The sequence below is a fragment of the Halomonas sp. TP35 genome, from assembly GCF_052375975.1.
Taxonomy (GTDB): Bacteria; Pseudomonadota; Gammaproteobacteria; order Pseudomonadales; family Halomonadaceae; genus Vreelandella; species Vreelandella citrativorans.
Window position 1 is genome coordinate 57,553 of record NZ_JBQSUZ010000015.1, and the last position, 24,082, is coordinate 81,634.

General features: G+C 54.7%; 17 protein-coding genes. 3 read left to right on the forward strand and 14 right to left on the reverse strand.

Going from position 1 to position 24,082, the window contains the following annotated elements; genetic code table 11:
- Positions 1 to 20: 20 nt before the first annotated feature.
- Complete coding sequence (locus ACT3RU_RS14960) at positions 21 to 995, reverse strand: malate dehydrogenase (protein ID WP_216657922.1); 975 nt, start codon at positions 993 to 995, stop codon at positions 21 to 23.
- A gap of 222 nt (positions 996 to 1,217) precedes the next feature.
- Here ACT3RU_RS14960 and ACT3RU_RS14965 point away from each other — a divergent pair, with 222 nt between their 5' ends.
- Positions 1,218 to 2,300 (forward strand): efflux RND transporter periplasmic adaptor subunit, encoded by a 1,083-nt coding sequence (locus ACT3RU_RS14965; RefSeq protein ID WP_483392824.1) that lies wholly within the window; start codon positions 1,218 to 1,220, stop codon positions 2,298 to 2,300.
- Positions 2,300 to 5,377, forward strand: coding sequence for an efflux RND transporter permease subunit (locus ACT3RU_RS14970; RefSeq protein ID WP_483392825.1), 3,078 nt, complete (start codon positions 2,300 to 2,302; stop codon positions 5,375 to 5,377). Before ACT3RU_RS14965 ends, ACT3RU_RS14970 begins: the two co-directional genes overlap by 1 nt.
- A gap of 86 nt (positions 5,378 to 5,463) precedes the next feature.
- Here ACT3RU_RS14970 and ACT3RU_RS14975 read toward each other — a convergent pair whose 3' ends face one another.
- The 10 genes from ACT3RU_RS14975 to yrfG form a co-directional block, all read right to left on the reverse strand.
- Positions 5,464 to 6,633, reverse strand: a complete 1,170-nt coding sequence (locus tag ACT3RU_RS14975) for a linear amide C-N hydrolase (protein WP_483392826.1) — start codon at positions 6,631 to 6,633, stop codon at positions 5,464 to 5,466.
- A 242-nt stretch (positions 6,634 to 6,875) separates the two neighbouring features.
- Positions 6,876 to 7,346, reverse strand: coding sequence for a sigma D regulator (rsd, locus tag ACT3RU_RS14980; RefSeq protein ID WP_483392827.1), 471 nt, complete (start codon positions 7,344 to 7,346; stop codon positions 6,876 to 6,878).
- A gap of 131 nt (positions 7,347 to 7,477) precedes the next feature.
- Complete coding sequence (locus ACT3RU_RS14985) at positions 7,478 to 7,978, reverse strand: disulfide bond formation protein B (protein ID WP_087105715.1); 501 nt, start codon at positions 7,976 to 7,978, stop codon at positions 7,478 to 7,480.
- Positions 7,975 to 9,615 carry a glutamate--cysteine ligase gene (gene gshA / locus ACT3RU_RS14990; protein WP_483392828.1) on the reverse strand — a complete coding sequence of 547 codons (1,641 nt, stop codon included), beginning with the start codon at positions 9,613 to 9,615 and terminating at the stop codon, positions 7,975 to 7,977. Before gshA ends, ACT3RU_RS14985 begins: the two co-directional genes overlap by 4 nt.
- 193 nt (positions 9,616 to 9,808) lie before the next feature.
- Complete coding sequence (locus ACT3RU_RS14995; RefSeq protein ID WP_483392829.1) at positions 9,809 to 12,151, reverse strand: Tex family protein; 2,343 nt, start codon at positions 12,149 to 12,151, stop codon at positions 9,809 to 9,811.
- A 173-nt stretch (positions 12,152 to 12,324) separates the two neighbouring features.
- Positions 12,325 to 13,275, reverse strand: coding sequence for a glutaminase A (glsA, locus tag ACT3RU_RS15000; protein ID WP_483392830.1), 951 nt, complete (start codon positions 13,273 to 13,275; stop codon positions 12,325 to 12,327).
- Between the two features lie 621 nt (positions 13,276 to 13,896).
- Complete coding sequence (locus ACT3RU_RS15005; RefSeq protein WP_483392831.1) at positions 13,897 to 15,453, reverse strand: phosphoenolpyruvate carboxykinase; 1,557 nt, start codon at positions 15,451 to 15,453, stop codon at positions 13,897 to 13,899.
- A gap of 311 nt (positions 15,454 to 15,764) precedes the next feature.
- Positions 15,765 to 16,640: an Hsp33 family molecular chaperone HslO gene (gene hslO / locus ACT3RU_RS15010; RefSeq protein ID WP_193057369.1), complete on the reverse strand. Its 876-nt coding sequence runs from the start codon at positions 16,638 to 16,640 to the stop codon at positions 15,765 to 15,767.
- A 93-nt stretch (positions 16,641 to 16,733) separates the two neighbouring features.
- Positions 16,734 to 17,123, reverse strand: coding sequence for a ribosome-associated heat shock protein Hsp15 (gene hslR / locus ACT3RU_RS15015; protein WP_193057368.1), 390 nt, complete (start codon positions 17,121 to 17,123; stop codon positions 16,734 to 16,736).
- Positions 17,123 to 17,800, reverse strand: a complete 678-nt coding sequence (gene yrfG / locus ACT3RU_RS15020) for a GMP/IMP nucleotidase (RefSeq protein ID WP_193057367.1) — start codon at positions 17,798 to 17,800, stop codon at positions 17,123 to 17,125. The genes hslR and yrfG overlap by 1 nt, the downstream gene beginning before the upstream one ends.
- Positions 17,801 to 17,871: 71 nt before the next feature.
- Between yrfG and nudE the strand changes: the two genes are divergently transcribed.
- A complete protein-coding gene (gene nudE / locus ACT3RU_RS15025; RefSeq protein WP_193057366.1) occupies positions 17,872 to 18,471 on the forward strand; it encodes an ADP compounds hydrolase NudE in 600 nt (199 codons plus the stop codon).
- 931 nt (positions 18,472 to 19,402) lie between these two features.
- On the opposite strand, the gene ACT3RU_RS15030 is transcribed toward nudE, so the two are convergent.
- From ACT3RU_RS15030 to ACT3RU_RS15040, 3 genes are all read right to left on the reverse strand, one after another.
- Positions 19,403 to 20,458 (reverse strand): oxidoreductase, encoded by a 1,056-nt coding sequence (locus tag ACT3RU_RS15030; RefSeq protein ID WP_483392832.1) that lies wholly within the window; start codon positions 20,456 to 20,458, stop codon positions 19,403 to 19,405.
- An 18-nt stretch (positions 20,459 to 20,476) separates the two neighbouring features.
- The gene (ilvD, locus tag ACT3RU_RS15035; RefSeq protein ID WP_193057437.1) at positions 20,477 to 22,321 is read right to left on the reverse strand and encodes a dihydroxy-acid dehydratase; all 1,845 of its coding nucleotides are present in this window, start codon (positions 22,319 to 22,321) and stop codon (positions 20,477 to 20,479) included.
- A gap of 198 nt (positions 22,322 to 22,519) precedes the next feature.
- Positions 22,520 to 24,082, reverse strand: a 1,563-nt coding sequence (locus tag ACT3RU_RS15040) for a methyl-accepting chemotaxis protein (RefSeq protein ID WP_483392833.1), incomplete at its 5' end; no start/stop codon positions are given.

The following is a 24,082-nucleotide window of genomic DNA, read 5'->3' on the forward strand; positions in this document are numbered from 1 at the left end:
TAGCAGAGCCAGCCGAGCGTTTAGCCGAGCAGGTGCTCAACGGCTGCGCGCTCTTCACGCAATTCTTTCTCGGTTGCTTTCATCTTCTCTTGGCTGAACTCGTCAAGCTCAAAGCCTTGAACGATTTCATACTTGCCACCCTGGCAACGCACCGGGTAGGAGTAGATGATGCCTTCGGCAATGCCGTAGCTGCCGTCAGACGGAATCGCCATGCTGACGATACCTTTGGAGCCCAGCGCCCAGTCGTGCATATGGTCGATGGCAGAAGAAGCCGCGGAGGCGGCAGAAGACGCGCCGCGTGCTTTGATGATGGCCGCGCCGCGCTGCTGTACCGTCGGGATAAAGTCGTTTTCGTACCAGTCACGTTCAACCAGATCAAACGCCGCTTTACCGTCAACCTTGCACTGAGCGATATCGGGGTACTGGGTCGCGCTGTGGTTGCCCCAGATGATCATGTTTTCAACGTCGGTCACGTGCTTGCCAGTTTTCTGGGCCAGCTGCGTCAGGGCGCGGTTATGGTCCAGACGCGTCATTGCAGTGAACTGACCTTTGTCCAGGTCCGGCGCATTGCAGGAAGCAATCAGCGCGTTGGTGTTGGCCGGGTTACCCACCACCAACACTTTAACGTCACGGCTAGCGTGATCGTTCAGCGCTTTACCTTGTACAGAGAAGATCGCGGCGTTGGCTTCCAGCAGATCTTTACGCTCCATACCCGGACCACGCGGGCGCGCACCGACTAACAGGGCGAAGTCAGCATCTTTAAATGCAACGTTGGCATCGTCAGTGGCAACAATGTCTTGTACCAGCGGGAAGGCGCAGTCGTTGACTTCCATTACTACGCCGTTCAGCGCGTCCATTGCTTGCGGAATTTCGAGCAGCTGAAGAATGACAGGCTGATCCGGCCCCAGCATATCGCCAGCGGCGATGCGGAAAATAAGAGAGTAACTGATCTGGCCGGCACCGCCGGTAATCGCAATACGTACTGGATCTTTCATCATTGCTCCTTGGTTGGTTCGCCTTCAAATGGGTCGACAGAACTCAAGATGCCAAGATGTTATGCGCAGTCATGCAAAAACTCAATCATCCATACGGTGACTTTGCCTTCATCGGGCCTGCCAACCACTCGCTGCAAGCCGTTGGTTGCGCTATTGTATCGCTGCACCTTTTTTCTTGTTCATGTGTCGTTGCACACAGTTGCCAGGGATATATCCCCCCTTATGCGCAAACTTCCCTCTTCTTATATTCTGGCCAGCTTACTGGTATTAGGTCTGGTCATTTGGTTAGTGCTGGGCGATTTTCAGCGCTTTCAAGCCGCGCCTCCCGAGGCACAAAGTAGCTCCGTAAGCGGCCCTCGCGTTGAAGTGATGACACTCGACAGCATGCCCTACATCCCTCAGCAATTGGTTCAAGGCCAGCTAACTGCCGAGCGTGAGGTCACCCTGCGCGCCAACGTCGGCGGGTTTGTCGTTGAAAAACCTATTCCCCAAGGGAGCTCTGTTGAGGCCGGGGATATGCTACTTGTGCTGGATAACGACGCCCTGCCGGAACGCCTGCAGCAAGCCCGCGATGAACTTTCGCTCGCCCAAGCCGAATACTCCGGCGCCCAGAATTTGCGTGATCGTCAGCTTATTTCCCAGCCCGAACTGCTGCGTTTACAAGCCTCGTTAAGCGCGAGTGCAGCGCAAGTCGCTCAGCTTGAAAAACAGCTGGCCGACTCACGCCCTCAAGCCCCGTTTAGCGGCACGCTGGACCGTATTGAGGTTGAATTGGGTGATCTCGTTCAACCCGGCGAAGAGTGGGGACGACTGGTAGATGATCGCCGTTTAACCGGCACCGCTTGGGTGTCTCAACAGCAAGTAGGTGACTTGGCCGTCGGCCTGCCCGTTACGGCTCGCTTGCTCAATGGCGCTCATCTTGATGGCGAGCTGAGCTTTATTAGCCGCCGGGCCAATGAAGCGACGCGTACGTTCTATGTCGAAGCGACGTTGGATAACCCTTTGCAGCTGCCCATGTCCGGCGGTAGCGCGGAGCTTACGATTACCTTGCCGCCCCGATCTGTACACAGTCTCTCGCCTGCTCTGCTGTCTCTTGGGCATGAAAATCAGCTGACTATCAAGCATATCAATGCCGATAACGAAGTGATTGAGACGCCGGTGGAGCTGGTTAGCGCGACGATTGAAAGTGCCTACGTAAGTGGGCTGCCCGATCAGGTGCGCTTGATCACGCTAGGCGCTGGCCTGGTGAATGCAGGTGAGGTTGTCGAGCCTGTTTCTGTTGACGCTGCATCCGAGGCCCGCTAATGCGCCAGTTGATTGATGCCGCGCTTCACCATACGCGCACCACGCTGTTTCTGCTGGTTAGCCTGCTGCTGGCAGGCGTGGTTGCCTGGCAGGTCATTCCCAAGGAAGCCAACCCCGACGTTACGATTCCGCTGATTTACGTTTCGCTAACGCTGGAGGGTGTGAGCCCGGAGGATGGCGAGCGCCTGCTGATTCGTCCTATGGAGCAGGAACTGCGTGGCATTGCCGGACTGCGCAAGTTCACTGCCCAATCCAACGAAGGCCACGCCTCTATTTCACTGGAGTTTGACCCAGGCTTTGACCCTGACACGGCGCTTTCCGACGTACGTGACCGCGTTGATATCGCCCGCAGCGACTTACCTTCCGAAGCGGATGAACCGCGGGTTATGGAAGTTAATGTATCGGAATTTCCGGTACTTAGTATTGGCCTCTCCGGGCAGTTGGATACCCGGGAACGGATTACCGTGGCGCGCCGCCTAAAGGAGGAGATTGAAGGCATCGCTGATGTGCTGGAAGTTGATATTGGCGGTGAACAGGAGGACTTGCTGGAGATCGTGGTCGACCCACTGGTGCTGGAGAGTTACGGCATCGATTTCAATGAGCTATTTAACATCGTCTCCAATAATAACCGGCTGGTAGCGGCGGGCAGCTTGGATACGGGTGCAGGCCGTATGGCATTGAAGGTGCCCGGCGTTATCGAGTCGCTTGAAGATGTTATGAATATGCCGGTGAAGGTGGATGAGGACCGCGTTGTTACCTTTGGCGACGTCGCCTGGATTCACCCCACCTTTAAAGACCCCGCAGGCTTTGCGCGTATTGATGACCAGCCCGCTGTGGTACTGGAAATATCCAAACGCGCTGGCGCCAACATTATTGCCACCATTGCTGCGGTGCGCGAGACACTCGACCAGGCAAGTGATTTGCTGCCCGAGCAGTTAAATATCACCACCATTCTCGACCAATCGATCACGGTTGAGGATATGCTTTCGGAGCTTCTCAATAACGTGCTGACCGCCGTAGTACTGGTGCTCATCGTGGTGGTCGCTGTGATGGGTTTGCGCATGGCGCTTCTGGTGGGCCTGACTATTCCTGGCGCCTTTTTAACCGGTATTCTGCTGGTCTGGGCATTTGGGTTCACGCTCAACATTGTGGTGCTCTTCGCCTTGATTCTGGTCGCGGGCATGCTGGTAGACGGGGCAATTGTGGTGAGCGAGCTGGCGGATCGTCATCTGCGCGAAGGGCAATCGCCTCACCAGGCATGGCTGAATGCCGCCTCACGTATGAGCTGGCCAGTTATCGCCTCTACCGCCACGACACTTGCGGTGTTTATCCCCCTGCTGTTTTGGCCCGGCATGGTCGGTCAGTTTATGAAGTACCTGCCTGCAACCGTTATTCTCTGTTTACTGGCGTCGCTGGCCATGGCGCTGATTTTCTTACCCACGCTTGGGCGACTGTTTACCCGTACGGCACCCGAGCCGACACAGGGCGGAGCTCGCCCCGACCAAAGTACTCGGCTGGGGCGCGCCTACCGGCGCTTACTTTCCCGCCTACTGGCCCGCCCTGGCTGGGTACTTATCATTGCCGTGCTGCTGCTGGCGTTAATTTACACAGCCTACGGACGCCTCAATCACGGGGTCGACTTCTTCCCCAACGTTGAGCCGGACAGCGCCCAGGTGTTGGTACGCGCCCGTGGCGACTTCTCTGCTCTGGAGGCGGATGCCATTGTTCAGCGCGTGGAGGCACGACTATCAGGGATGAGCGAAGTACAAGCGCTCTATGCGCGTTCGTTTGCTGTTCCAAACGAGCAACTGGGGAACGATGTTATCGGCGTACTCCAGTTTCAGTTTATTGATTGGTATGAACGCCGCCCCTCCCGAGAAATTTTGGCCGACATGGCCGAACGCGCCAGCGACATTCCCGGCATTCGCCTGGAGTTCCAGGAGCAGGAGATGGGGCCAGGAGGCGGAAAGCCTATCGTTCTGGAAGTCAGCGCCATGAACCCAGCCGTTGCCGATGCGGGGGTGGACCAGTTACAAGCCATCATGCATGAACTCGGGGGCTTCGTGGCCATTCAGGATAACCGTAGCCTGCCAGGCGTGGAGTGGCAGGTCAATGTTGACCGGGAAGCGGCCGCGCGCATGGGCACTGATATCACGACCATTGGCAGTGCGGTGCAACTGCTTACCAACGGCTTACAGGTGGCCAGCTACCGGCCGCCTGACGTTAGTGATGAGGTCGATATTCGTATCCGGTTACCGGAAGGTTGGCGCTCACTCGACCAACTCGGCCGCATGACGATAAACACACCGCGCGGGCAGGTGCCTATTTCTCACTTCGTGGAGATTACTCCGGCACCCAAAGTAGGCACACTTAATCGTATTAATGGGCGCCGAGCCATTACCGTCGAAGCTGATTTGGCGCCGGGGTATCTGGCAGATGAACGCTTAAGGGCGCTGCTTCAGGAAGCGCAAGACAAGCTGCCCGATGATTTGATGGTGAATGTAGCCGGTGAACAGGAAGACCAACTAGAGGCGATGCAGTTCTTGATTAGCGCGTTCTTTGTCGCTATTGGGCTGATGTCGCTGATCCTGGTGACTCAATTCAACAGCTTCTACCAAGCGATTCTAGTGCTTTCGGCCATCGTCTTCTCGACAGCTGGAATATTGATAGGGCTGCTGATCACGGGCCAGGCATTTGGCATTGTGATGGTCGGCATGGGGGTCATTGCGCTGGCCGGTATCGTGGTGAATAACAATATCGTATTAATCGATACCTATAATGAGCTACGTCTTGAAGGGATGGCACCGGGCGAGGCCGCATTGGAAGCAGGCTGTTTGCGGCTTCGCCCTGTGCTGTTAACGGCAATCACCACCGTACTGGGTTTGATGCCGATGGTACTGGGCATGAACGTCAACCTGTTCGCACCGTCACTTGGGTTCAACGCACCTTCAGCGCAGTGGTGGACACAGATGTCGAGCGCCATTGCCGGAGGACTTACCTTCGCGACCGCCCTTACCCTCCTGCTGACGCCCTGCATGCTGGTGCTGGGTGGCAAACTACACCGCCACAAGCCGTAGCGGCCAGACGAACACAGGGCCGTTTGAGCGGCCCCCTTTCTCTTATAAGCACCAGTTCTGTAAACACCAGCTCTGTAAACGCTAGCTTATTGACTCAGGGCCAGCGTGGCATCTTGCGGGCCATGAACCACATCCTTGAGTTCAACATGACGGATCTCATCAATATCCGTGAGCTCATCCAGATCGAAATGGATGTAGTTAAGGCTATCGTAAGAGCGTAGGTGAAGCGTCCGCTGTTGAAGGTCAATCAGTGACGTCCAGGAGGTGTACTCCGAGGTATAGACACGGTCATTGTTAACACCGGGGGCAGCAATATTTTCAATCGAATCGCGGAACCGGTTGTCGATGGTAATACCGCGCGGCCGGTCAAAGTTATTCATGACATGGGCAAGTGTAGTGATGGCGTTGTCTGCGTTTTCCGCTTTTTCAGCAAACTGGGAGTAGTAAATAGCGCGGACAAAGCGCCCAACTGACGTATTTGATGCGGGCAGCCCGGCCGTCGCAATTCCTGAGTCAGGCTGAGCAAGTTTTACCCCACTCAGTTCCAGCTTTGATTGGTCAATGTTACTTAAAAACGTGTAGTTATTCAGGTTGGTCATGTGCCAGGAAAATTCTGGCCCGTTGGTCATGATCCCTAGCGGATTGTCGATAACATTCTGCTCGTGATTGGCAAACTCAATCACGATGGATTTGCCCGTGGCATCGTGCAACGTGTAGTGAAACGGCGTATCCAGCACGCCCATCGGCAGTAGCGACGTCACCATAACAGGTTGTTCTTCTAACGCCTGCTTTACTTCGTCAACGGTAGAAAACTGAGAAAGCGTCCAGGCGCCGAGGTCGATAGCTGCCAACACCGCCTGCGTATTGTTAACCATATCGGCGGGGCCTTCGGTGCTGGCATACGCCAGCAAGCCAAACGTCAAACCCTTGTCGTTAACGCCTTCAGCTACTTTTAAATCTTTTGATACGGGGTCCGGCACCGTAACGGCGACAAAAGCGTTTTGGCCGGTAAAGTCCAGCACGTGATGTTTGTCAGCCTGCGAGCCAAAGCTTGTACCTGCTGGAAAGTAGGACACTTTATAAGGTAGCTCCATGGGCAACTCCATGGTACGACCTGCATAAAATTTGTCATTTACGTCGCTATAAAGAAGGGAAGTACATGCGGCCACTGTGGGCGCGAGGGCGATACTGATCGCCGATAGGCAAAAACCTGCTAAACAAGGCTTGGAAAAACGTCGCATACTACTCTTCCTCATCTTATTAATAGTTAAACCACACTTCAGGCAAACTATAGCTTATTTATTACCAAATCAACTTACGTAAACGTCTCCTTCATAAAAAGAAACAGTATTGGCTCGTTTAGCCTCAATTAAGCAGCAGGTATCGCCCAGTTACACTAGGGAGTCAGGGAATATCATTCGAGAGGGGCTCGGCAAAAAGCACCTTCATGGGTGCTTATATCTGGCGCTAAGTAACAAGCAATTAAGCCGAAAACGGTTTAATTGGGGGTATTGGCGGCGTGTAAACGGGCAATGAGTTGATCTTCTAACGCAAAACGCTCAGTGAGGCCTTTTGCCAAGCGGTCAATCCAGGCGGGTAGCCGCACCAAATGCTGCTGGCTACGCACAGGTGACTCGTAATCCTGGTCGAACTCAAGCACCATTTGCGTAGACATCTCAAGGCGTTCTAAAAGCCGTGATGCGATGTGCAGCGCACTCTCATCATCAAAGGCTTTCGCTTCTTCCGCGAGTTGTGGGTAAATCTCAAAATGCCCAGCGCTGATATAATCCATTAGTGTTTGGCTAAAGGTATCAATGCGCTCTTTGCTAACGGCTTCTAATTCAGTGTCGCAGGCATCCTTTAGCTCGATAAAACTCACCAAAAGTGCGCGGCGCTGCTCCAGCCAGCGGTCAATCAAGCCATGAACGCCTCCCCAGCGCTCTTGGGCATTTTTGCAATCTTCGAGCATGGGCTTCTCCTTGCTAATAGCCACCTACAACCGAGTAAGGCTCGCTTTTCCACCTTTCTCTGTCAATTCTATTAGGGGCCGTTTCCTTGATACTCGCGGCCAGCCAAAACGCTGGCCGCACAAACAGCCATCTACCGCTTGATAGCTAGCCACAATATCCGCAGAGGTACAAGCGCCAGGATAACAAAGCCGAGGAATGTCCAGGCAGGCAGAGAAGCTCCCATGAACGTAAAATCAATCTCGGCGCACTCACCCGAGCCGGTCAACACCATGGCAACGACATCCTGCATGGGCAAGATATCCATCATGTAGCCAAGGCCTGGGCCACAGGACGGTACCTCGTCGGCCGGGAGGGTTTGCAGCCACACATGACGACCTGCAATAAACGCTCCGGCGGATACCGCTATCAACCCCAACACGCCGTAAATGCCTTTTCCCACACAGCCGCTTGGGTTGTGGATAGCCGCAACCGCAAAGATCACGCCTGCAGCAATGACCGCTACGCGCTGAAAAATGCACAGCGGGCAGGGTTCAAGACCCATAATATGCTCAAGGCCCAGCGCGACGGCCATCATCAAGACACAAAATGCCAAGCCTGCAAGGGCCACGGGGCGAAGTGCTGTGGGCTTCATTGCCTCTCCTCAAGTAGTAACGCAGACAACGCGCGCGATTCACGCGCTTTGGTAAAGTACGTATCGAGGAAGTCAGCAAAACTCTCCTGGTCTGCCGCTTCTATATCTTTCTGCTGCTGATGCGAGGTCTCAATCAACTGGTCAAGCAAGGCTTCGCGTGAGCGTTGCATGGGTGTATTTTTAAGCTTTTCGCTCTGCTCCTTGGCCAGCCCAAGCAGCGTATCACTTAACGAACCATTACCCTCTTTCATAAGCGCCAACAGCTGAGCCGAGGGCGTCAGCGAAGGATCTCGCAAACGCGGGGCCAGCTCCTTGAGTGCTGCCGCGTGAGGCGCATCGTCTTCCACAGCATCCAGCAGGCGGGCGACTTCGTGCAATTCTGCAAAAATCTGCTCGCCCCACTCACTAACCGAGGTGGTCTGGCCATTACGAATCAGCGTTAACTCTGGGTCACGGCCGCGCTCCACCACCCAACGACGGTTGTCGTCCAGGCGGTCGCACTCATCATCAGAAATCCACGGGCTATCGCTGAGTAAACACCACATCAGGAAGGTGTCTACAAAGCGCATCTGCGTCTCGGTGACGCCCAGCGGGTCAAAGGGATCCAGGTCCAAACAGCGCACTTCAATATACTCAACACCGCGCGCCTCAAGCGCTTGGCTAGGCGTTTCGTTATGCTTGGCGACGCGCTTGGGACGAATATCGCTGTAGTACTCGTTCTCTATCTGGAGAATATTGGCATTCAACTGCTGCCAGTTGCCCTCTACATTAACCCCGAGTTTTTCGTAATCCGGCCACGGCGTTGATATCGCATGGCGCAACGTATTCACATAGTTGGATAACGAGTTAAAGCAGATTTTAAGCTGAGCCTGGACCTTGTTTTGATAGCCTAGATCCGACATACGCAGCGTCGTAGCAAACGGGGCATAAAACGTATCGTCGTTGAGTGGCTTCAACTTTTCAGGCACGTTGCCGTTAGGAAAAAAGCTTTTATCTACCGCAGGCGAAGCGCCAAACAGATAAAGCAGTAGCCAGCTATGGCGTCGAAAATTACGGATAAGGCCAAAATAGCGCGTCGAGCGATAGTCGTTAAACGGGATATTATTCGCACCTTCCAGCTCGCGCAGCGCGTGCCACATATCATCAGGTAACGAGACGTTGTAATGTACGCCAGCAATTGCCTGCATGATCCGCCCATAACGTACGTCCAGCCCTTTACGGTAGACGTGCTTCATGGTGCCTACGTTGGAAGAGCCGTAATCCGCAATGAGCACGCTGTCATTACCTGAAAGCCGTGACGGCATACTCCCCGGCCAGATCCACTCCTGATCAAGGTGCTGATAGGTAAAGGTGTGCAGATCCGATAAAAAGGCCAAGGCTTCACGCGGCTGCGAATACACCGGGGTAATGTATTCAACCAACGCTTCTGAATAATCGGTGGTGATATGCGGGTGCGTTAGCTTGGAGCCCAAAGCATTTGGGTGCGGGGTTTGCGCAATATGGCCTTTTGCATCAACCCGCAGCCCTTCTTTTTCCAGCCCGCGGCGTAAGCGACCCATGCGGCCCAAGCGCGCGCTGGGCAACAAGCGCTCAACCTGGGAGGTCAACGAAGATGGCACAGTGAGTGGTTCAGGCAAGGTGAACACTCCTTGTCAGTAAGGCCCATTTTGGACGAGCCATGGTGAAATCAGGTGGCATCGCCAGCATATCCATCAATAATAAAAGGCAGGATATGGCGGCAACCCTAATATTTTCAAGCCACGTATTTTCAAGACATGTATTTTCAAGCCACGCAAGCCTTCAAGTTACGTTAGCACTCAACGTATGCGTCTACTTGCCCTGCTTGGCTTTCAGCAATGCCGCCCCCAGCGCCCCCATTGGCGCCGAAGTTTCCGTGCTCTTACTGGCAGGTCGTTGGCTACGTGGTGGCTTTTGCGACCCTTTATTAACGGCTGATGACGCGCGCTCTTGCTCGCGTTCCGGCTCATCATTCAGGCGCATGGAAAGCCCCACCCGCTTACGTGCAATATCCACGCTCATCACTTTTACCGACACAATATCACCCGCTTTAACTACGCTACGCGGGTCGTCAATAAAGCGATCAGACAGTGCAGAGATATGTACCAGACCATCCTGATGGACGCCAATATCTACAAACGCACCAAAGGGCGTTACGTTCGTCACGGTGCCCTCCAGCACCATGCCCAGCTTCAGATCCTTGAGCGTTTCCACGCCCTCGCGGAATTCTGCGGCTTTGAATTCAGGCCGTGGGTCACGGCCCGGCTTATCAAGCTCGCTCAGAATGTCGCTGACCGTGGGCACACCAAAGCGCTCATCGGCAAAATCAGCGGGCTTTAACGCTTTCAGCGCAGCGCTATCGCCAATCAAGCCTTTAACATCACGGCCACTCTGTTTAGCGATGCGCTCAACCAGGGTATAGGCTTCCGGGTGAACGGCACTTGCATCCAACGGGTTATCCGCATTGCTGATACGCAAAAAGCCTGCGCACTGCTCAAAGGTTTTGGGCCCCAGGCGGCTAACATCCAGCAGTGCTTTACGGCTTTTAAACGCACCAAGGCTGTTACGCTGGGCCACGATATTCTCAGCTATCGCAGCACTTAGGCCTGCCACTCGTGAGAGCAACGCGCTTGACGCCGTATTAAGGTCAACCCCCACGGCGTTAACACAATCTTCAATGACAGCCTCCAGGCTACGCGATAGCTGTACCTGAGAAACGTCATGCTGATACTGGCCTACGCCAATCGACTTGGGCTCAATTTTAACCAGTTCAGCCAGTGGGTCCTGCAAGCGGCGAGCAATCGACACCGCGCCGCGTATTGTTACATCAAGATCCGGCAGCTCACGAGAAGCATATTCCGAAGCGGAGTAAACAGACGCCCCGGCTTCCGACACCATCACTTTACTGACCCGATACTCGGGCGCCAGTGCTTTCAGTAGCTCCCCTGCCAGCTTGTCGGTTTCACGGCTGGCGGTGCCGTTCCCAACAGCAACCAGTTGAATGCCATGCTGCTTAACGAGCTTAGCCAGCACGCTGAGCGACTCATCCCAGCGGTTTTGTGGCGCATGCGGGTAAATAGTCGCCTGGTCGATAAACTGCCCGGTTGCGTCAATGACCGCCACCTTGCAACCGGTACGCAAACCAGGATCAAGCGCCAGGGTAATTTTTTGCCCAGCGGGAGCGGCCAGCAGCAGGTCTTTCAGATTGGCGGCAAATACTTCAATGGCAGTTTGCTCAGCCTGCTCGCGCAAACGCCCCAGCAGCTCGGTTTCCAGCGCTGTGTAGAGTTTCACACGCCATGTCCAACGGACCACCTCGCCCAACCATTTATCAGCAGCGCGGCCCTCATCGCTAATGCCGACGTGTTTGGCAATGGCCACCTGGGCGGGATGAATAGGCGCATCATCTTCACCAGGCAAGCGAATAGCGAGGCTCAGCACGCCTTCATTGCGGCCACGGAACATGGCAAGCGCACGGTGTGAAGGCACTTTGGCAAGCTTTTCATCGTGCTCGAAGTAATCCGCAAACTTAGCGCCTTCTTGCTGCTTGCCCTCCAGCACACGGGCACTCAGTTCGCCCTCTTGCCAGAGGCGCTCGCGCAACCGACCGATTAGCTCGGGGTCTTCGGCAAAGCGCTCCATCAGGATTTGTTTAGCGCCGTCCAGCGCCGCTTTGGCATCTTCAACGGCGGGGATATCCCCCTCTGCCGGGCGCAGGTAGCCGGCTGCTTCCGCTTCAGGGTCAAGCGCGGGGTTCGCCAACAGCGCATCCGCCAACGGCTCAAGCCCCGCTTCACGCGCGATTTGTGCCTTTGTGCGGCGTTTTTTCTTAAAGGGTAAATAGAGATCTTCAAGGCGTTGCTTGGTTTCTGCCGCGTCTATGCTCGCCTTGAGCGATGCATCCAGCTTGCCCTGCTCATCAATGGCTTCCAGGACAGCGGCACGGCGCTCTTCAAGCTCGCGCAGATAGCGCAACCGCTCATCCAACTGACGCAGTTGGGTATCATCTAATGCCCCGGTAATTTCTTTACGGTAACGGGCAATAAACGGCACGGTGGCACCGCCATCCAAGAGCTCTACCGTAGCCGCTACTTGCTGGGTACGCACACCTAGCTCGTCGGCTAAGCGGGAAATAATTCGCTGATTGACATCCATAAATTGCAACTAACTCATGCAGCATTTTTTAGTGCTGACAAGGTATCACAATCAGCCTACTACCGCTTTATCTGCACAAGACTCCCTTTATAGCAATAGGGATAAAAGACCGTTCAGGTAGTGGCCGCCCCTTTATTGCCATGAACAGTAACCTTCTTTCTTCAAGGCATTTACTAGCAAGGAGCCTTGAAGAGATTGAGACCCAGCGATGCCGCAGCAGCCTTGACAGCGGCCTGACCACGAATGCTATTGCCAGCCTCATCCAAGCGAGGAGAAAAAGCGGCTATCGCGAGCTGCCCCGGCATGACAGCGAGAATTCCCCCACCAACACCACTCTTCGCGGGCAAGCCTACCTCATAAGCCCAGTCTCCAGAAGCCGTGTAAAGTCCCTCCATCATCATTTCAGCCAATATATAATGGACATAACGCGCATCCATGACCTGTCGGTTGGTTAACGGATTAATACCACCTGCAACAAGCGTTGCTCCCATCGTGGCAAGATCCTTGCAATTAATCAGGGTAGAGCATTGCCGTGTATAGACATCGACAGTGCGTACCGGGTCGCTATAACACGCACCAGCGCTTTCAAGCAGCCATGCGATAGCCCGGTTATGGGCGTTGGTAGACTGCTCAGACGCATTAATCTCGGCACTCATGGCAAGATCTCGTCCCGCAAATTCACACTGGCACTGGAGAATAGCTTCAAAGCATTCGTCTGCACTCTCCCCGGGCACAAGGCTTACCGTCGCTATAGCGCCAGCATTGACAAGCGGAGAGAGCGGCTTGTCGTTATTTAACTCCAGTGCGATGATGGAATTGAAAGGCAGTCCCGTTGGGCTATCTCCAATTTTATCGCGAACAGCATCAGGGCCAATATGCTCCATGACCATCGCCAACGTAAATACTTTTGAGATCGACTCAATTGCAAACGCGTAGTCGCAATCCCCTTCGGTATAGACTTGGCCATCTGCCGTTATGATGGCAAGTGAAAACAGCTCAGGATCAACAGAGGCTAGATAGGGGATATAATCAGCGTTCTTACCTCCATGCGCTGCTTGCCCCGCCTCCATGCCTGCCTTTAACGCGCTTTCGATATCCGCTTTCATTCCAGTAGATAGCCCCATTCGCCTGCCTCTTCAATGGCATATTTCATTCAGCTCTGGACAGTTATCATGGAAGCCATTTACCAGCTCTGCTTCCATACTGAAGCATGATCATCATGCCAGAACGGTTGAGCGCAATTAGCTACCGTTGATAGCGTGGCTGCGCCTGATACTACTGCGTTAAACATCAGCTCGGAATACTCTTTTATTCTCTGTAAGTTTCGTTTATTCCATGCTTATAAGCATTTTTAAATCAATAGCCTTTGAAAAACTACGTTTAAAAAAATCCACTGAAGGATTTTTACAGTTCTCGCTAATACGTTATATCGAATTGATAAAACACTGTCGTTTAAAAACCCATAGAGGCAATTACCGCCGTACGCTGTCTCCCTGTGCGGTATTTCTCTTTACGTTATTACCTCTAGAGACCATCAACGGCATACTTAACCTTAATCATGATTAAGGTTATGTCAACAATACACACTAATGAGTACCCAATGTACAGCGATACCGATAACACAATTGCAGTATTCAGGCATTGTTCAGCAAAGGCTTGCCCTTTACCCGCCGTTCATCAACGCAGAAAGCCGCCTCAAAATGAGGCGGCTTTCTGGAAGACGTGCCTTTGTACCCTACTCAATATCAACCCAACTGCGGGCCTGCCTTGAGGATCGCTTCGCTCACCCCTTCAAACTTCTTGAAGTTATCCACGAACTTAGTCGCCAGCTCTTGCAGGTGCTGATCGTAGGCAGCGCGGTCTTGCCAAGTATCGCGTGGGTCAAGCAGGCTGGAATCAACGCCTGGCACGGCGACCGGCACGTCAAGGTTCAAGCCTTCGATATGACGGGTTTCTACATCGCGCAACACGCCTGACTGAATCGCACTGATAATCGCGCGCGTCGTCGGGATAGAGAAGCGTGAACCGCCTTCCCCAAACGCGCCGCCCGTCCAGCCGGTATTGACCAGGTAAACCTGAGCGTCTTTCTTATCAACACGTTTGATCAGAAGATCCGCGTACTCACGCGCCGGGCGTGGGAAGAACGGTGCACCAAAGCAGGTAGAGAACGTAGCGGCCAAGCCTTCTGAAGAGCCCATTTCGGTAGAGCCAACCTTAGCGGTGTAACCGGAAAGGAAGTGGTACGCCGCGGCTTCTTTTGAAAGCACCGACACCGGCGGCAATACGCCTGACATATCGCAGGTCAAAAAGACGATGGCATTGGGCTCGCCCGCCAGGTTTTCCGGCACGCGCTTTTCAATATGCTCAAGCGGATACGCGGCACGCGAGTTCTGCGTCAGGCTGTCGTCGGCGTAGTCAGGCTCGAGGCGGTCATTGAGCACCACGTTTTCAAGCACCGTGCCGAACTTAATCGCGTTCCAGATAACCGGCTCGTTTTTCTCGGAAAGGTCGATACATTTGGCGTAGCAACCACCTTCCATGTTGAAGACGATACCGTCGCCCCAAGCGTGCTCGTCATCACCAATCAGGTAACGTGCCGGATCAGCGGAAAGCGTGGTTTTACCCGTACCAGAAAGACCGAAGAACAGGCAGGTTTCGCCATCTTCACCCACGTTGGCCGAGCAGTGCATCGGCAACACGTCAGACGCTGGCAGCAGGAAGTTCTGTACCGAGAACATGGCTTTTTTCATTTCGCCTGCGTAACGCATACCGGCGATCAGCACTTTTTTCTCGGCGAAATTGATAATGACGCAGCCGTCAGAGTTGGTGCCATCACGGTCCGGCTCGCACTCAAAATTTGCCGCGTTGAGAATGACCCACTCATCTTTACCCGCTGGGTTGTAAGCGCTCGGACGTACAAACATGGTGCGACCGAAAAGATTCTGCCAAGCCGTTTCAGTGGTTGCGCGAACCGGCAGATAGTGGGTGGAATCACTACCCACATGCAGCTCAGATACAAAATACTCACGACGGCTTAGATACTCTTCAACCCGCGCCCATAGGGCATCGAATTTAACGGCATCAAACGGGCGGTTGACGCTGCCCCAATCAATACTGTCACGCGTCGACGGCTCATCGACAATGAAGCGGTCAGCTGGCGAACGCCCCGTCCGTACGCCAGTATTGACGGCCAAGGCGCCATCCGCCGACAAGCGGCCTTCACCACGGGCCACGGCGCGCTCGATTAATTCGGCGCTGCTAAGATTCACATGGACTTGGGGAGCGGCTTGAGTCGTGGTCATTTTGATTCCTGGGCCTTGCGGCCATTTTCTCGTTACCGGGCGCTGTTAACGCCGCCAAAAAAGGTCGCCCCAACAACATACATTGTGCTGGGGGTGCTGAAGTCAGGCGCATTATTACAAAAAGAAAGCCCCCGGGAAACGGGGGCTTTGACCAAACATTTTGTAGTTAAACTACTACAAATACACAACACTCCTTGTTGCAGCGCAGTAAGTTTTCAAATGTTTTTAGGCTGGAATCGCTACAAGCGCTGTAACTGCTGCCCCTTACGAGAGAAACCTGTTAATCAGCACCTTGATAAACGACTACATAATCAGTGAATAACCGGTGATGGCGCATCCGGGTTCTCCAATAATGTCTCAACATCAGCCGCAGTGTAGTGATATTTCGTGTGACAGAAGTGGCATTGCGTATCAATAGCGCCTTTTTCACGCACAATATCGCGCAGTTCAGCAGCCCCTAACGTGATCAATCCTCCCGCCATTCGCTCCCGCGAACAGGTACAGCCAAAACGCAGGGCTTTAGGATCAAAGACCCGAACCGTCTCTTCATGATAAAGGCGATAAAGCACTTCGCGCTGCTCTAACCCCAAAAGCTCCTCAGGTTTGATCGTATCGGCCAACGCGACGCTGCGCTCCCACGCATCGACATCCTGATTTTGCGAGGCATCAGGCAGGCGCTGCAGCAGCAAGCCACCGGCACGCTCGCCGTCTGCCGCTAACCACAAGCGAGTAGGCAGCTGTTCGGATTTTCCAAAATAGGCTTCCAGACAGCCACTGAGCGTTTCGTGATCCAACGCGACAATGCCCTGGTAGCGGTTGCCTTCACGCGGGTCGAGCGTAATGACAATTTGCCCTTCTCCGACCAATTCACGAAAGTCTGCCCGCTCGCTGGGCAAGTGGCTATCCTCCGCCACACGAGCAATCGCACGTAGCTCACCGCCTGGGTTGGACTCCGCCATTAATAGCGACAGCACGCCCTGGCCACGCACTTCAATGCTTAAGGTGCCGTCCAACTTAATGGTATCGGTTAGTAGCGCGACAGCGGCCAACAGCTCACCCAACAGCTCATTAACGGCGGGCGGATACGCGTGGCGCGTGAGCACTTCGTGGTAGGCAGTGGCTAGCGTTACGATTTCGCCACGTACGTTGGTTTGGTCAAACATAAACCGCTGAATTTGATCAGACATAACAAGGTCCTGCAGTAAAAGGGTACTTAAAATGGGCGCTTGGCGGGCTAGCCTGCCTTGGCCGTGAAGACAGCCCAAGGCAGGAAACGTCGGCTACTCGCCGGGCTGACGCTGAAAGCGCTGTATATCGCGGCGCTGCTTTTTATCAGGCCGTTTGAGGGGGTGCTGCATGGCTTGATTAGTAAGCCTGCGGGCTTCGGTCTCACGGGCGCGCCGCTCGGTACTCTCGGCGGTCTCTGCATAGAGTTTTCGTGCTTCAGGCGCACCACGACGCTGGTCAGAAAGCTCTGTTACCTCGACCTCGTAAATGTCCCACCCCTGAGGCACGCGAATAAGCGCTCCCAACTCGACATTTTTACTGGTTTTGGCACGCGCACCGTCGTAATGCACCTTGCCACCTTCAATGGCTTTTTTAGCGAGCGCGCGGGTTTTAAAAAACCGCGCTGCCCATAACCACTTATCCAAGCGAACGGCGTCGCTCATTAACGCTCTCCTTGCTGCCCTGGTAGGTTTTCTGGCAGCAGTTGGGCAAATCGATCCAAAGCGATAAATTCCTGCAGCTCTTTTTCAGGGCGCTGGCTGTCTGGCTGTTTAATACCCAACAAATGCCGGATACCAAATTCGCGGGCGCTTTCCAGCACGCGGGAGTTATCGTCTATAAACAGGGTACGGGCCGGGTCAAAAGGTTCGATGTCTTGCAGTGCAAACCAAAATGCCTGCTCCTCTTTCGCTGCCCCTACATCTTCAGAGGAGATGATGGCATCCAAGTAGTTTTCCAACCCTGTTAACGGCAATTTAAGCGATAGGCTGGCTCTATCAGCGTTGGTGGCCAATATCACTCGGGGATGGGACTGCTTTAGCCACGTTAAAAAGTCGAGTGCATCGCTACGTAGACCAATTAAATGCTGCACTTCCCGTTTGAGCGCAACGACGTCGACATTCAGTTCTCGGCTCCAGTACGCCAGGCTGTACCAGTTTAGCGTGCCCTGTTCGCCCATAATGCGCTGCTGGAGTGCATTTTGAGATGCTTCATCAAGCTGATGAAGCTCTCTATAACGGCGCGGGAGATGCTCCAACCAGAAGTGGCTGTCAAAGTGTAGGTCCAGCAGCGTACCGTCCATATCCAGCAGCACGGTATCAATTTCGCGCCAATCAATCATTGCCGCTCCAGTCTAAAAGAGTAAGCGTGCTATTGTAGCCTAACCCTTATTTAGCAGCCATGGAGGCCCTTATGTCAGCATCTGATTCTCCCGCCGGCTACCTGCGCAAGCCGCAGATACTGGCCCGTGAGAGCGTAGCCAAAAGCCGCTTGTTTCATATTGAGTCACTGGATTTACGCTTCTCGAACGGCGAGGAGCGCCAGTTTGAGCGTTTAACCGGCGCCGACCGTGGTGCGGTAATGATTGTGGCCATGCCTGACCCTGACCATGTGTTGCTGATACGCGAGTACGCGGCAGGTTTTGAAGATTACGTATTAACGCTTCCCAAAGGATTGGTGGACTCGGGCGAGGATGTTATTACCGCGGCTAACCGTGAATTGATGGAAGAGTGCGGCTTTGGTGCTCACTGCATCGAGCCTTTAGTTGAGCTTTCACTGGCCCCCAACTATATGCGCCATCGCATGCAGGTATTAATCGCGACTGACCTGTATGCCAAACGGCTGCCGGGCGATGAGCCAGAGCCGCTTATTGTCGAGACCCACCCCATCGAAGAGCTGCCGGCCCTTTTGCTACGCGACGATTTTCATGAAGCCCGTGCCATAGCAGCCCTGTATATCGCCCGCGATAAATTACGTGACGAGAAGCGCCAAGACGCTGCTGATTTGCTGTGAGGTAATGTCGGCCCCGCCTTTCAGCGCGGGCCCCGATTTTCGAATCCAGCAAAAACCGTAGCGCGTGATAACGTTTTGCGAGGAACGAACAAATAAGGCACCCGCGGGTGGCGGCGCAAGCCGCCTTGGCTGTGCCACCGTGCTTATGTCTATGCTATTGCGCCCCGCCACCCAACCCCGGCAACGCTTCGCGTTGCTCCCGCGGGTGCGCTGCGCTTACCACGCGCTACGAATTTGCGCTATTTTCGAATCCAGCAAGAATCGTAGCGCGTGGTAACGTTTTGCGAGGAACGAGTAAATAAGGCACCCGCGAGTGGCGGCGCAAGCCGCCTTGGCTTGTGCCTCCGTGCTATTGCACCCCGCCACCCAACCCCGGCAACGCTTCGCGTTGCTCCCGCGGGTGCGCTGGCGCTTACCACGCGCTACGAATTTGCGCTATTTTCGAATCCAGCGAGAATCGTAGCGCGTGGTAACGTTTTGCGAGGAACGAGTAAATAAGGCACCCGCGAGTGGCGGCGTAAACCGCCTTGGCTTGTGCCTCCGTGTTTATGCTTTGCACTTCATCACCCGGCAACGCTTCGCGTTGCTCTCGCGGGTGCGCTGGCGCTTACCACGCGCTACGAATTTGCGCTATTTTCGGATCCAGCGAGAATCGTAGCGCGTGGTAACGTTTTGCGAGGAACGAGTAAATAAGACACCCGCGAGTGGCGGCGCCAAGCCACCTTGGCGTTGTCGCCGTGCCTGTATCCATGCCTTGTAACACACCACCTGGCAGCGCTGCGCGCTGCTCCCGCGGGTGCGCTGCGCTTACCACGCGCTACAAATTTGCGTTATTTTCGGATCTAGCGAGAACCGTGCCGCGTGGTAACGTTTTGCGAGGAACGAGCAAATAAGGCACCCGCGTGAAGCGGGTGCCGACTTTCGTGTTGGGTTAAAAGTGGGGTTTAAGCGCTATCCAGCGGCGTTGGCGGTAGCTATCCTGCCCCGCTTCCAAAAGCGTCATCGAGCGTAGCGCGGCTTCGATATCTACCGGTAGCGCAGCACGGCCTTGAAGAGCCTCGACGATTCCCTGGTAATAGGCCAGGTAGTTACCCGGCTGAGTAGGATGCTCATGGCTTGTCAGTGATGCCTTTTCACCCTGCCCTTCGCGCAGCGTCAACGTGCCTGGGGTATCTTCTCCCCAATTAACAGCAGGCACTTCCCCTGCCTTCAGGCGATCTTCTTGAGGGTCCAGACCGTATTTTATATAGCTGCCTTGCGTGCCATGTATCCGAAAACGCGGTGTCGCTTCGGCCACTAGCGCACTGGCGCTTAACTGAACACGCCGGTCATCGTAGGCCAGGAGCGCGAGAAAATCGTCATCGGCTTGCGCGCCATCGCGGCGCGTACCCAGCTCCAGTAAAATGGCGTTGGGCATCCCGAACAACTCACATGCCTGATCCAGCAGATGTGGCCCCAGGTCAAACCAGAGACCGCCACCCGCCGTGGCTTTCTCGCGCCAGCGGTCGCGTACTTCTGGTTTGAACCTATCAAAGCGCGACTCGAAACCGGTCACACGTCCTAGCGTGCCTGTCTCAAGCAAAGCCTTAACCGTTAAAAAATCGCTATCCCAACGGCGATTATGAAACACCGAGATCAAACGCTCTTTCACCACGGCCAGCGATTTTAACTGCTTGGCTTCTGACAGCGTCACGGTAAACGGCTTATCCACCACCACGTGCTTGCCCGCAGAAAGTGCCATTTTGGCAAGCTGAAAGTGGGTATCGTTGGGGGTAGGAATCACAATAAGGTCAATATCGTAACGCTGGCATAATACCCGCGCCTCGCTCTCGACCTCTACATCAGGCAAATCCGCCTGCACCTTAGCGGCGTCGCTTGAGGACACCGCGACCAAATCCAGGCCTTCCGTGGCCTGAATGAGCGGTACATGAAACGTTTTACTCGCGAACCCATAACCTACCAGGCCCACATTGATCGTTGCTTTCATAATGCTCCTTGCGAACGTTTAATCGAGCTTGGAAAGATCGCGCACCGCTCCTTTGTCAGCGGACGTCGCTAACAGTGCATAGGCCTTTAGCGCAGGCGTCACTTTGCGGGGACGCTGCTCGACCGGTTTCCAGGCCTCTTTTCCTTTGGCATCCATCGCTTCGCGACGAGCGGTAAGCTCAGCATCGGAAAGCTTGACGTTAATCGTGCGGTTGGGGATATCAATGATGATGGTATCGCCCTGTTCCACCAGGCCGATTGCGCCCCCCGCTGCCGCTTCAGGCGATACGTGACCAATGGACAAACCCGAGGTCCCCCCCGAGAAGCGACCATCGGTCAGTAGCGCGCAGGCTTTGCCCAGCCCTTTGGATTTAAGGTATGAGGTTGGATACAGCATTTCCTGCATGCCGGGACCGCCTTTAGGGCCTTCGTAGCGAATCACCACGACATCACCCTCTTTTACCTTGCCATCCAGTACGTTGGCGACCGCCTGGTCTTGGGACTCCACGACGTGAGCCGTGCCTTCAAACAGTAGAATCGAATCATCAACACCGGCAGTTTTAACCACACAGCCGTCCAGCGCGATGTTGCCGTAAAGCACGGCCAGGCCGCCCTGGGTTGAGAACGCGTGCTCCAGGTTACGAATACAACCAGTCGCTCGGTCACCGTCCAGGCTTGGCCAGCGCGTGCTTTGCGAGAAGGCCGTCTGGGTGGGCACGCCACCAGGGCCTGCTTTAAAGAACTCAACCACTTCCGGGCTGGGTGAGCGCATGATGTCCCACTCGTCCAGCGCGATTTTGAGACTATCACCGTAAACCGTGGGCACCGAGGTATCCAGCACGCCCGCGCGATCAAGCTCCCCCAGGATCGCCATGATGCCACCCGCCCGGTGCACATCTTCAATGTGGTACTTTTGGGTGTTGGGCGCCACTTTACACAGCTGCGGCACTTCGCGGGAAAGCTGATCGATATCCGACATGGTGAAGTCGACTTCCGCTTCTTGCGCGGCCGCCAGCAGGTGCAAAATGGTATTGGTGGATCCGCCCATGGCGATATCCAGGGTCATCGCGTTACGAAAAGCGGCTTTCGAGCCAATCGCGCGAGGCAGCAAGTGCGCCTCATCGCCTTCGTAGTAACGCTTGGCCAGCTCAACAATCTTGTGGCCGGCGTTTTCAAACAGACGACGACGGTCCGAGTGCGTTGCCAGCACAGTGCCGTTACCCGGCAGCGCCAGGCCGAGCGCTTCGGTCAAGCAGTTCATTGAGTTGGCGGTAAACATGCCTGAGCAGCTGCCGCAAGTGGGGCAAGCGCTACGCTCAACTTCGGCCAGCGTTTCATCATCCACGCTGTCGTCAGCTGCCATTACCATGGCATCTACCAAGTCCAGGCCATGATTTAACAGCTTGGTTTTGCCAGCTTCCATCGGCCCGCCTGAGACAAAGACGACCGGAATATTCAGGCGCATAGCAGCCATCAACATGCCAGGGGTGATCTTGTCGCAGTTGGAGATACAGACCAACGCATCGGCACAGTGCGCGTTACACATGTACTCAACGCTGTCGGCGATAATGTCGCGGCTGGGCAGCGAGTACAGCATGCCATCGTGGCCCATCGCGATGCCGTCGTCGACGGCAATAGTGTTGAATTCCTTGGCTACGCCACCGGCTTTCTCAATTTCACGCGCAACCAGTTGGCCCATATCTTTCAGGTGGACGTGACCGGGGACAAATTGGGTAAACGAGTTGGCGACCGCGATAATAGGTTTGTGAAAATCGTCATCTTTCATACCCGTGGCACGCCATAAAGCGCGGGCGCCAGCCATATTGCGGCCAGCAGTGGTCGTACGGGAGCGATACTCAGGCATAGTGTCCTCTACATCTTTTTTTTGGCCCGCTGCCAACTCGGCGGTGGGCAGGTGAATCCAGCGCCCATGATTGTGGCATGAGCGCTGCCCACAGCGCCAGATGTAGTGTCCGACGAGATTAATCCGCTGATGCGTTTCTAAAATGCCACCCTGGAGGGTGGCATCTATCACGTATGGGAGTGTTGAGGCGTTAGACGCTTAAAACTCTTCCCACTGGTCGTGCTGAGGCTGGGCGGCGAGTTTACCAAGTGCGGCATTACTGGCGGCAGGCAGTTGCCTGGTTGTTTTCTGCTGAGCCTTATGCGTAAACGAAAGCTTATCGCGGGCAGCCTTGGCACTCTCTTCTTGAAAGCCTTTTAAGCGGAACGCATCGACCACGTTGGCCAGCTCAAAGGCCTCTAGCGCCAAATTGTCAGCTGACGCCGCGATTGACTGCACTTTTGATGCATTTTGCTGTGTCACATGGTCCATTTCAGCGACGGCTGAATTAATTTGTCCGATACCGCTGCTCTGCTCATTAGAGGCTGCACTAATGGATTCCATTAACACGCTGACACGGTTTACCTGCTGCATCACATTTTCAATGGCGCGCTCTGCCTGCTCTACAGCACTCCGCCCGCCGCTGACCTCTTGAGTAGTACTGTCGATCATTTTGCGAATTTCCTGGGAAGCCGTCGCGCTCCGCCCCGCTAGATTACGCACTTCGCTGGCGACAACGGCAAAGCCGCGGCCATGATCGCCCGCGCGGGCAGCCTCGACAGAGGCATTGAGCGCCAGTATGTTGGTCTGAAAGGCAATGCCATCAATCACGCTGATCATTTCGGTCATTTTTTCTGCGCTTTGAGCAATGCGCTGCATACGCTCAACCAGGGCTTCCATCTGTTTGCCGGTATCGCGTGTGCTGTCGGCATTTTGCATGGCAAGCTCGGTTGCCTGGCGCGCGTTTTCAGTATTCTGCTGCACGGTGGAGGTCATCTCTTCCATGCTGGCAGCGGTTTGCTGAAGCGATGATGCTTGCTGCTCGGTACGTGATGAAAGCTCTTCGTTTTCAGCAGCAATTTGCCTAACGGCCGGAGTCACGATAGACACTCGACTATCCAGATCAGTGACGATACTGGCCAAACTAAAGCGCATGGTATCCAGCGAGTAGAGCAGTTCCCCGAGCTCGTCGTGGCTGGTTTGCTTGTTGCTGGCCGCCAGGTTCCCTGCCGCAATCTGAAAGGTCAGGTGGCGCGCACCCGCTAAGCCGTTGAGTACATTGCGTAGAATAAACGTACTCAGGCCAATAAGAACCAGCATGCCAATCGCGATCAGCGCCAGCTGAGCTATCAGCATCTGCTGGCGGCTGCGTTGTGCATCGGACACTAACACTTGGGCTTGCACACGCTCATCGTCGACCAGTTCACTGTTTATCTCGCGTAGCGCTGCGGTTTGGGGCTGAAGGGTGTCGGTCAGGGCTTCAAAGGCGACAAACCCATTGCCGGTTTGAACAGCCTCTAGCGCCACGTTAACGCTATCCAGCCACTCAGCGAAGAGCGCATCGAAGGCCATCACTTGCTCCGTGCTCTCTTCAACGGACCTGAACTGCTGCCACGTCGCGCTCATGGCTGCGATGTGCTGCTCAATGTTTATGCCAAGCGCCTCTATATCAGCCCGACGTGGATTACGCACGGCGGGTTCAAGCGTTTCAAGCACCTGCCCCAAGTGGCGCTCGATTTGCTGCAGGTTGGCAATGGACTCAAGACCTGATTGATTAAGCGT

Coding starts and splice junctions, on each gene's coding strand:
- hslR (WP_193057368.1), bottom strand. CDS start 17,123: ATGAGCGACGCCGTTCGCTTGGATAAGTGGTTATGGGCAGCGCGGTTT.
- nudE (WP_193057366.1), top strand. CDS start 17,872: ATGTCAGCATCTGATTCTCCCGCCGGCTACCTGCGCAAGCCGCAGATA.
- ACT3RU_RS14970 (WP_483392825.1), top strand. CDS start 2,300: ATGCGCCAGTTGATTGATGCCGCGCTTCACCATACGCGCACCACGCTG.
- hslO (WP_193057369.1), bottom strand. CDS start 16,640: ATGTCTGATCAAATTCAGCGGTTTATGTTTGACCAAACCAACGTACGT.
- ACT3RU_RS15030 (WP_483392832.1), bottom strand. CDS start 20,458: ATGAAAGCAACGATCAATGTGGGCCTGGTAGGTTATGGGTTCGCGAGT.
- ACT3RU_RS14965 (WP_483392824.1), top strand. CDS start 1,218: ATGCGCAAACTTCCCTCTTCTTATATTCTGGCCAGCTTACTGGTATTA.
- glsA (WP_483392830.1), bottom strand. CDS start 13,275: ATGGGGCTATCTACTGGAATGAAAGCGGATATCGAAAGCGCGTTAAAG.
- rsd (WP_483392827.1), bottom strand. CDS start 7,346: ATGCTCGAAGATTGCAAAAATGCCCAAGAGCGCTGGGGAGGCGTTCAT.
- yrfG (WP_193057367.1), bottom strand. CDS start 17,800: ATGATTGATTGGCGCGAAATTGATACCGTGCTGCTGGATATGGACGGT.
- ilvD (WP_193057437.1), bottom strand. CDS start 22,321: ATGCCTGAGTATCGCTCCCGTACGACCACTGCTGGCCGCAATATGGCT.
- ACT3RU_RS14995 (WP_483392829.1), bottom strand. CDS start 12,151: ATGGATGTCAATCAGCGAATTATTTCCCGCTTAGCCGACGAGCTAGGT.
- ACT3RU_RS15005 (WP_483392831.1), bottom strand. CDS start 15,453: ATGACCACGACTCAAGCCGCTCCCCAAGTCCATGTGAATCTTAGCAGC.
- ACT3RU_RS14960 (WP_216657922.1), bottom strand. CDS start 995: ATGAAAGATCCAGTACGTATTGCGATTACCGGCGGTGCCGGCCAGATC.
- ACT3RU_RS14985 (WP_087105715.1), bottom strand. CDS start 7,978: ATGAAGCCCACAGCACTTCGCCCCGTGGCCCTTGCAGGCTTGGCATTT.
- ACT3RU_RS14975 (WP_483392826.1), bottom strand. CDS start 6,633: ATGAGGAAGAGTAGTATGCGACGTTTTTCCAAGCCTTGTTTAGCAGGT.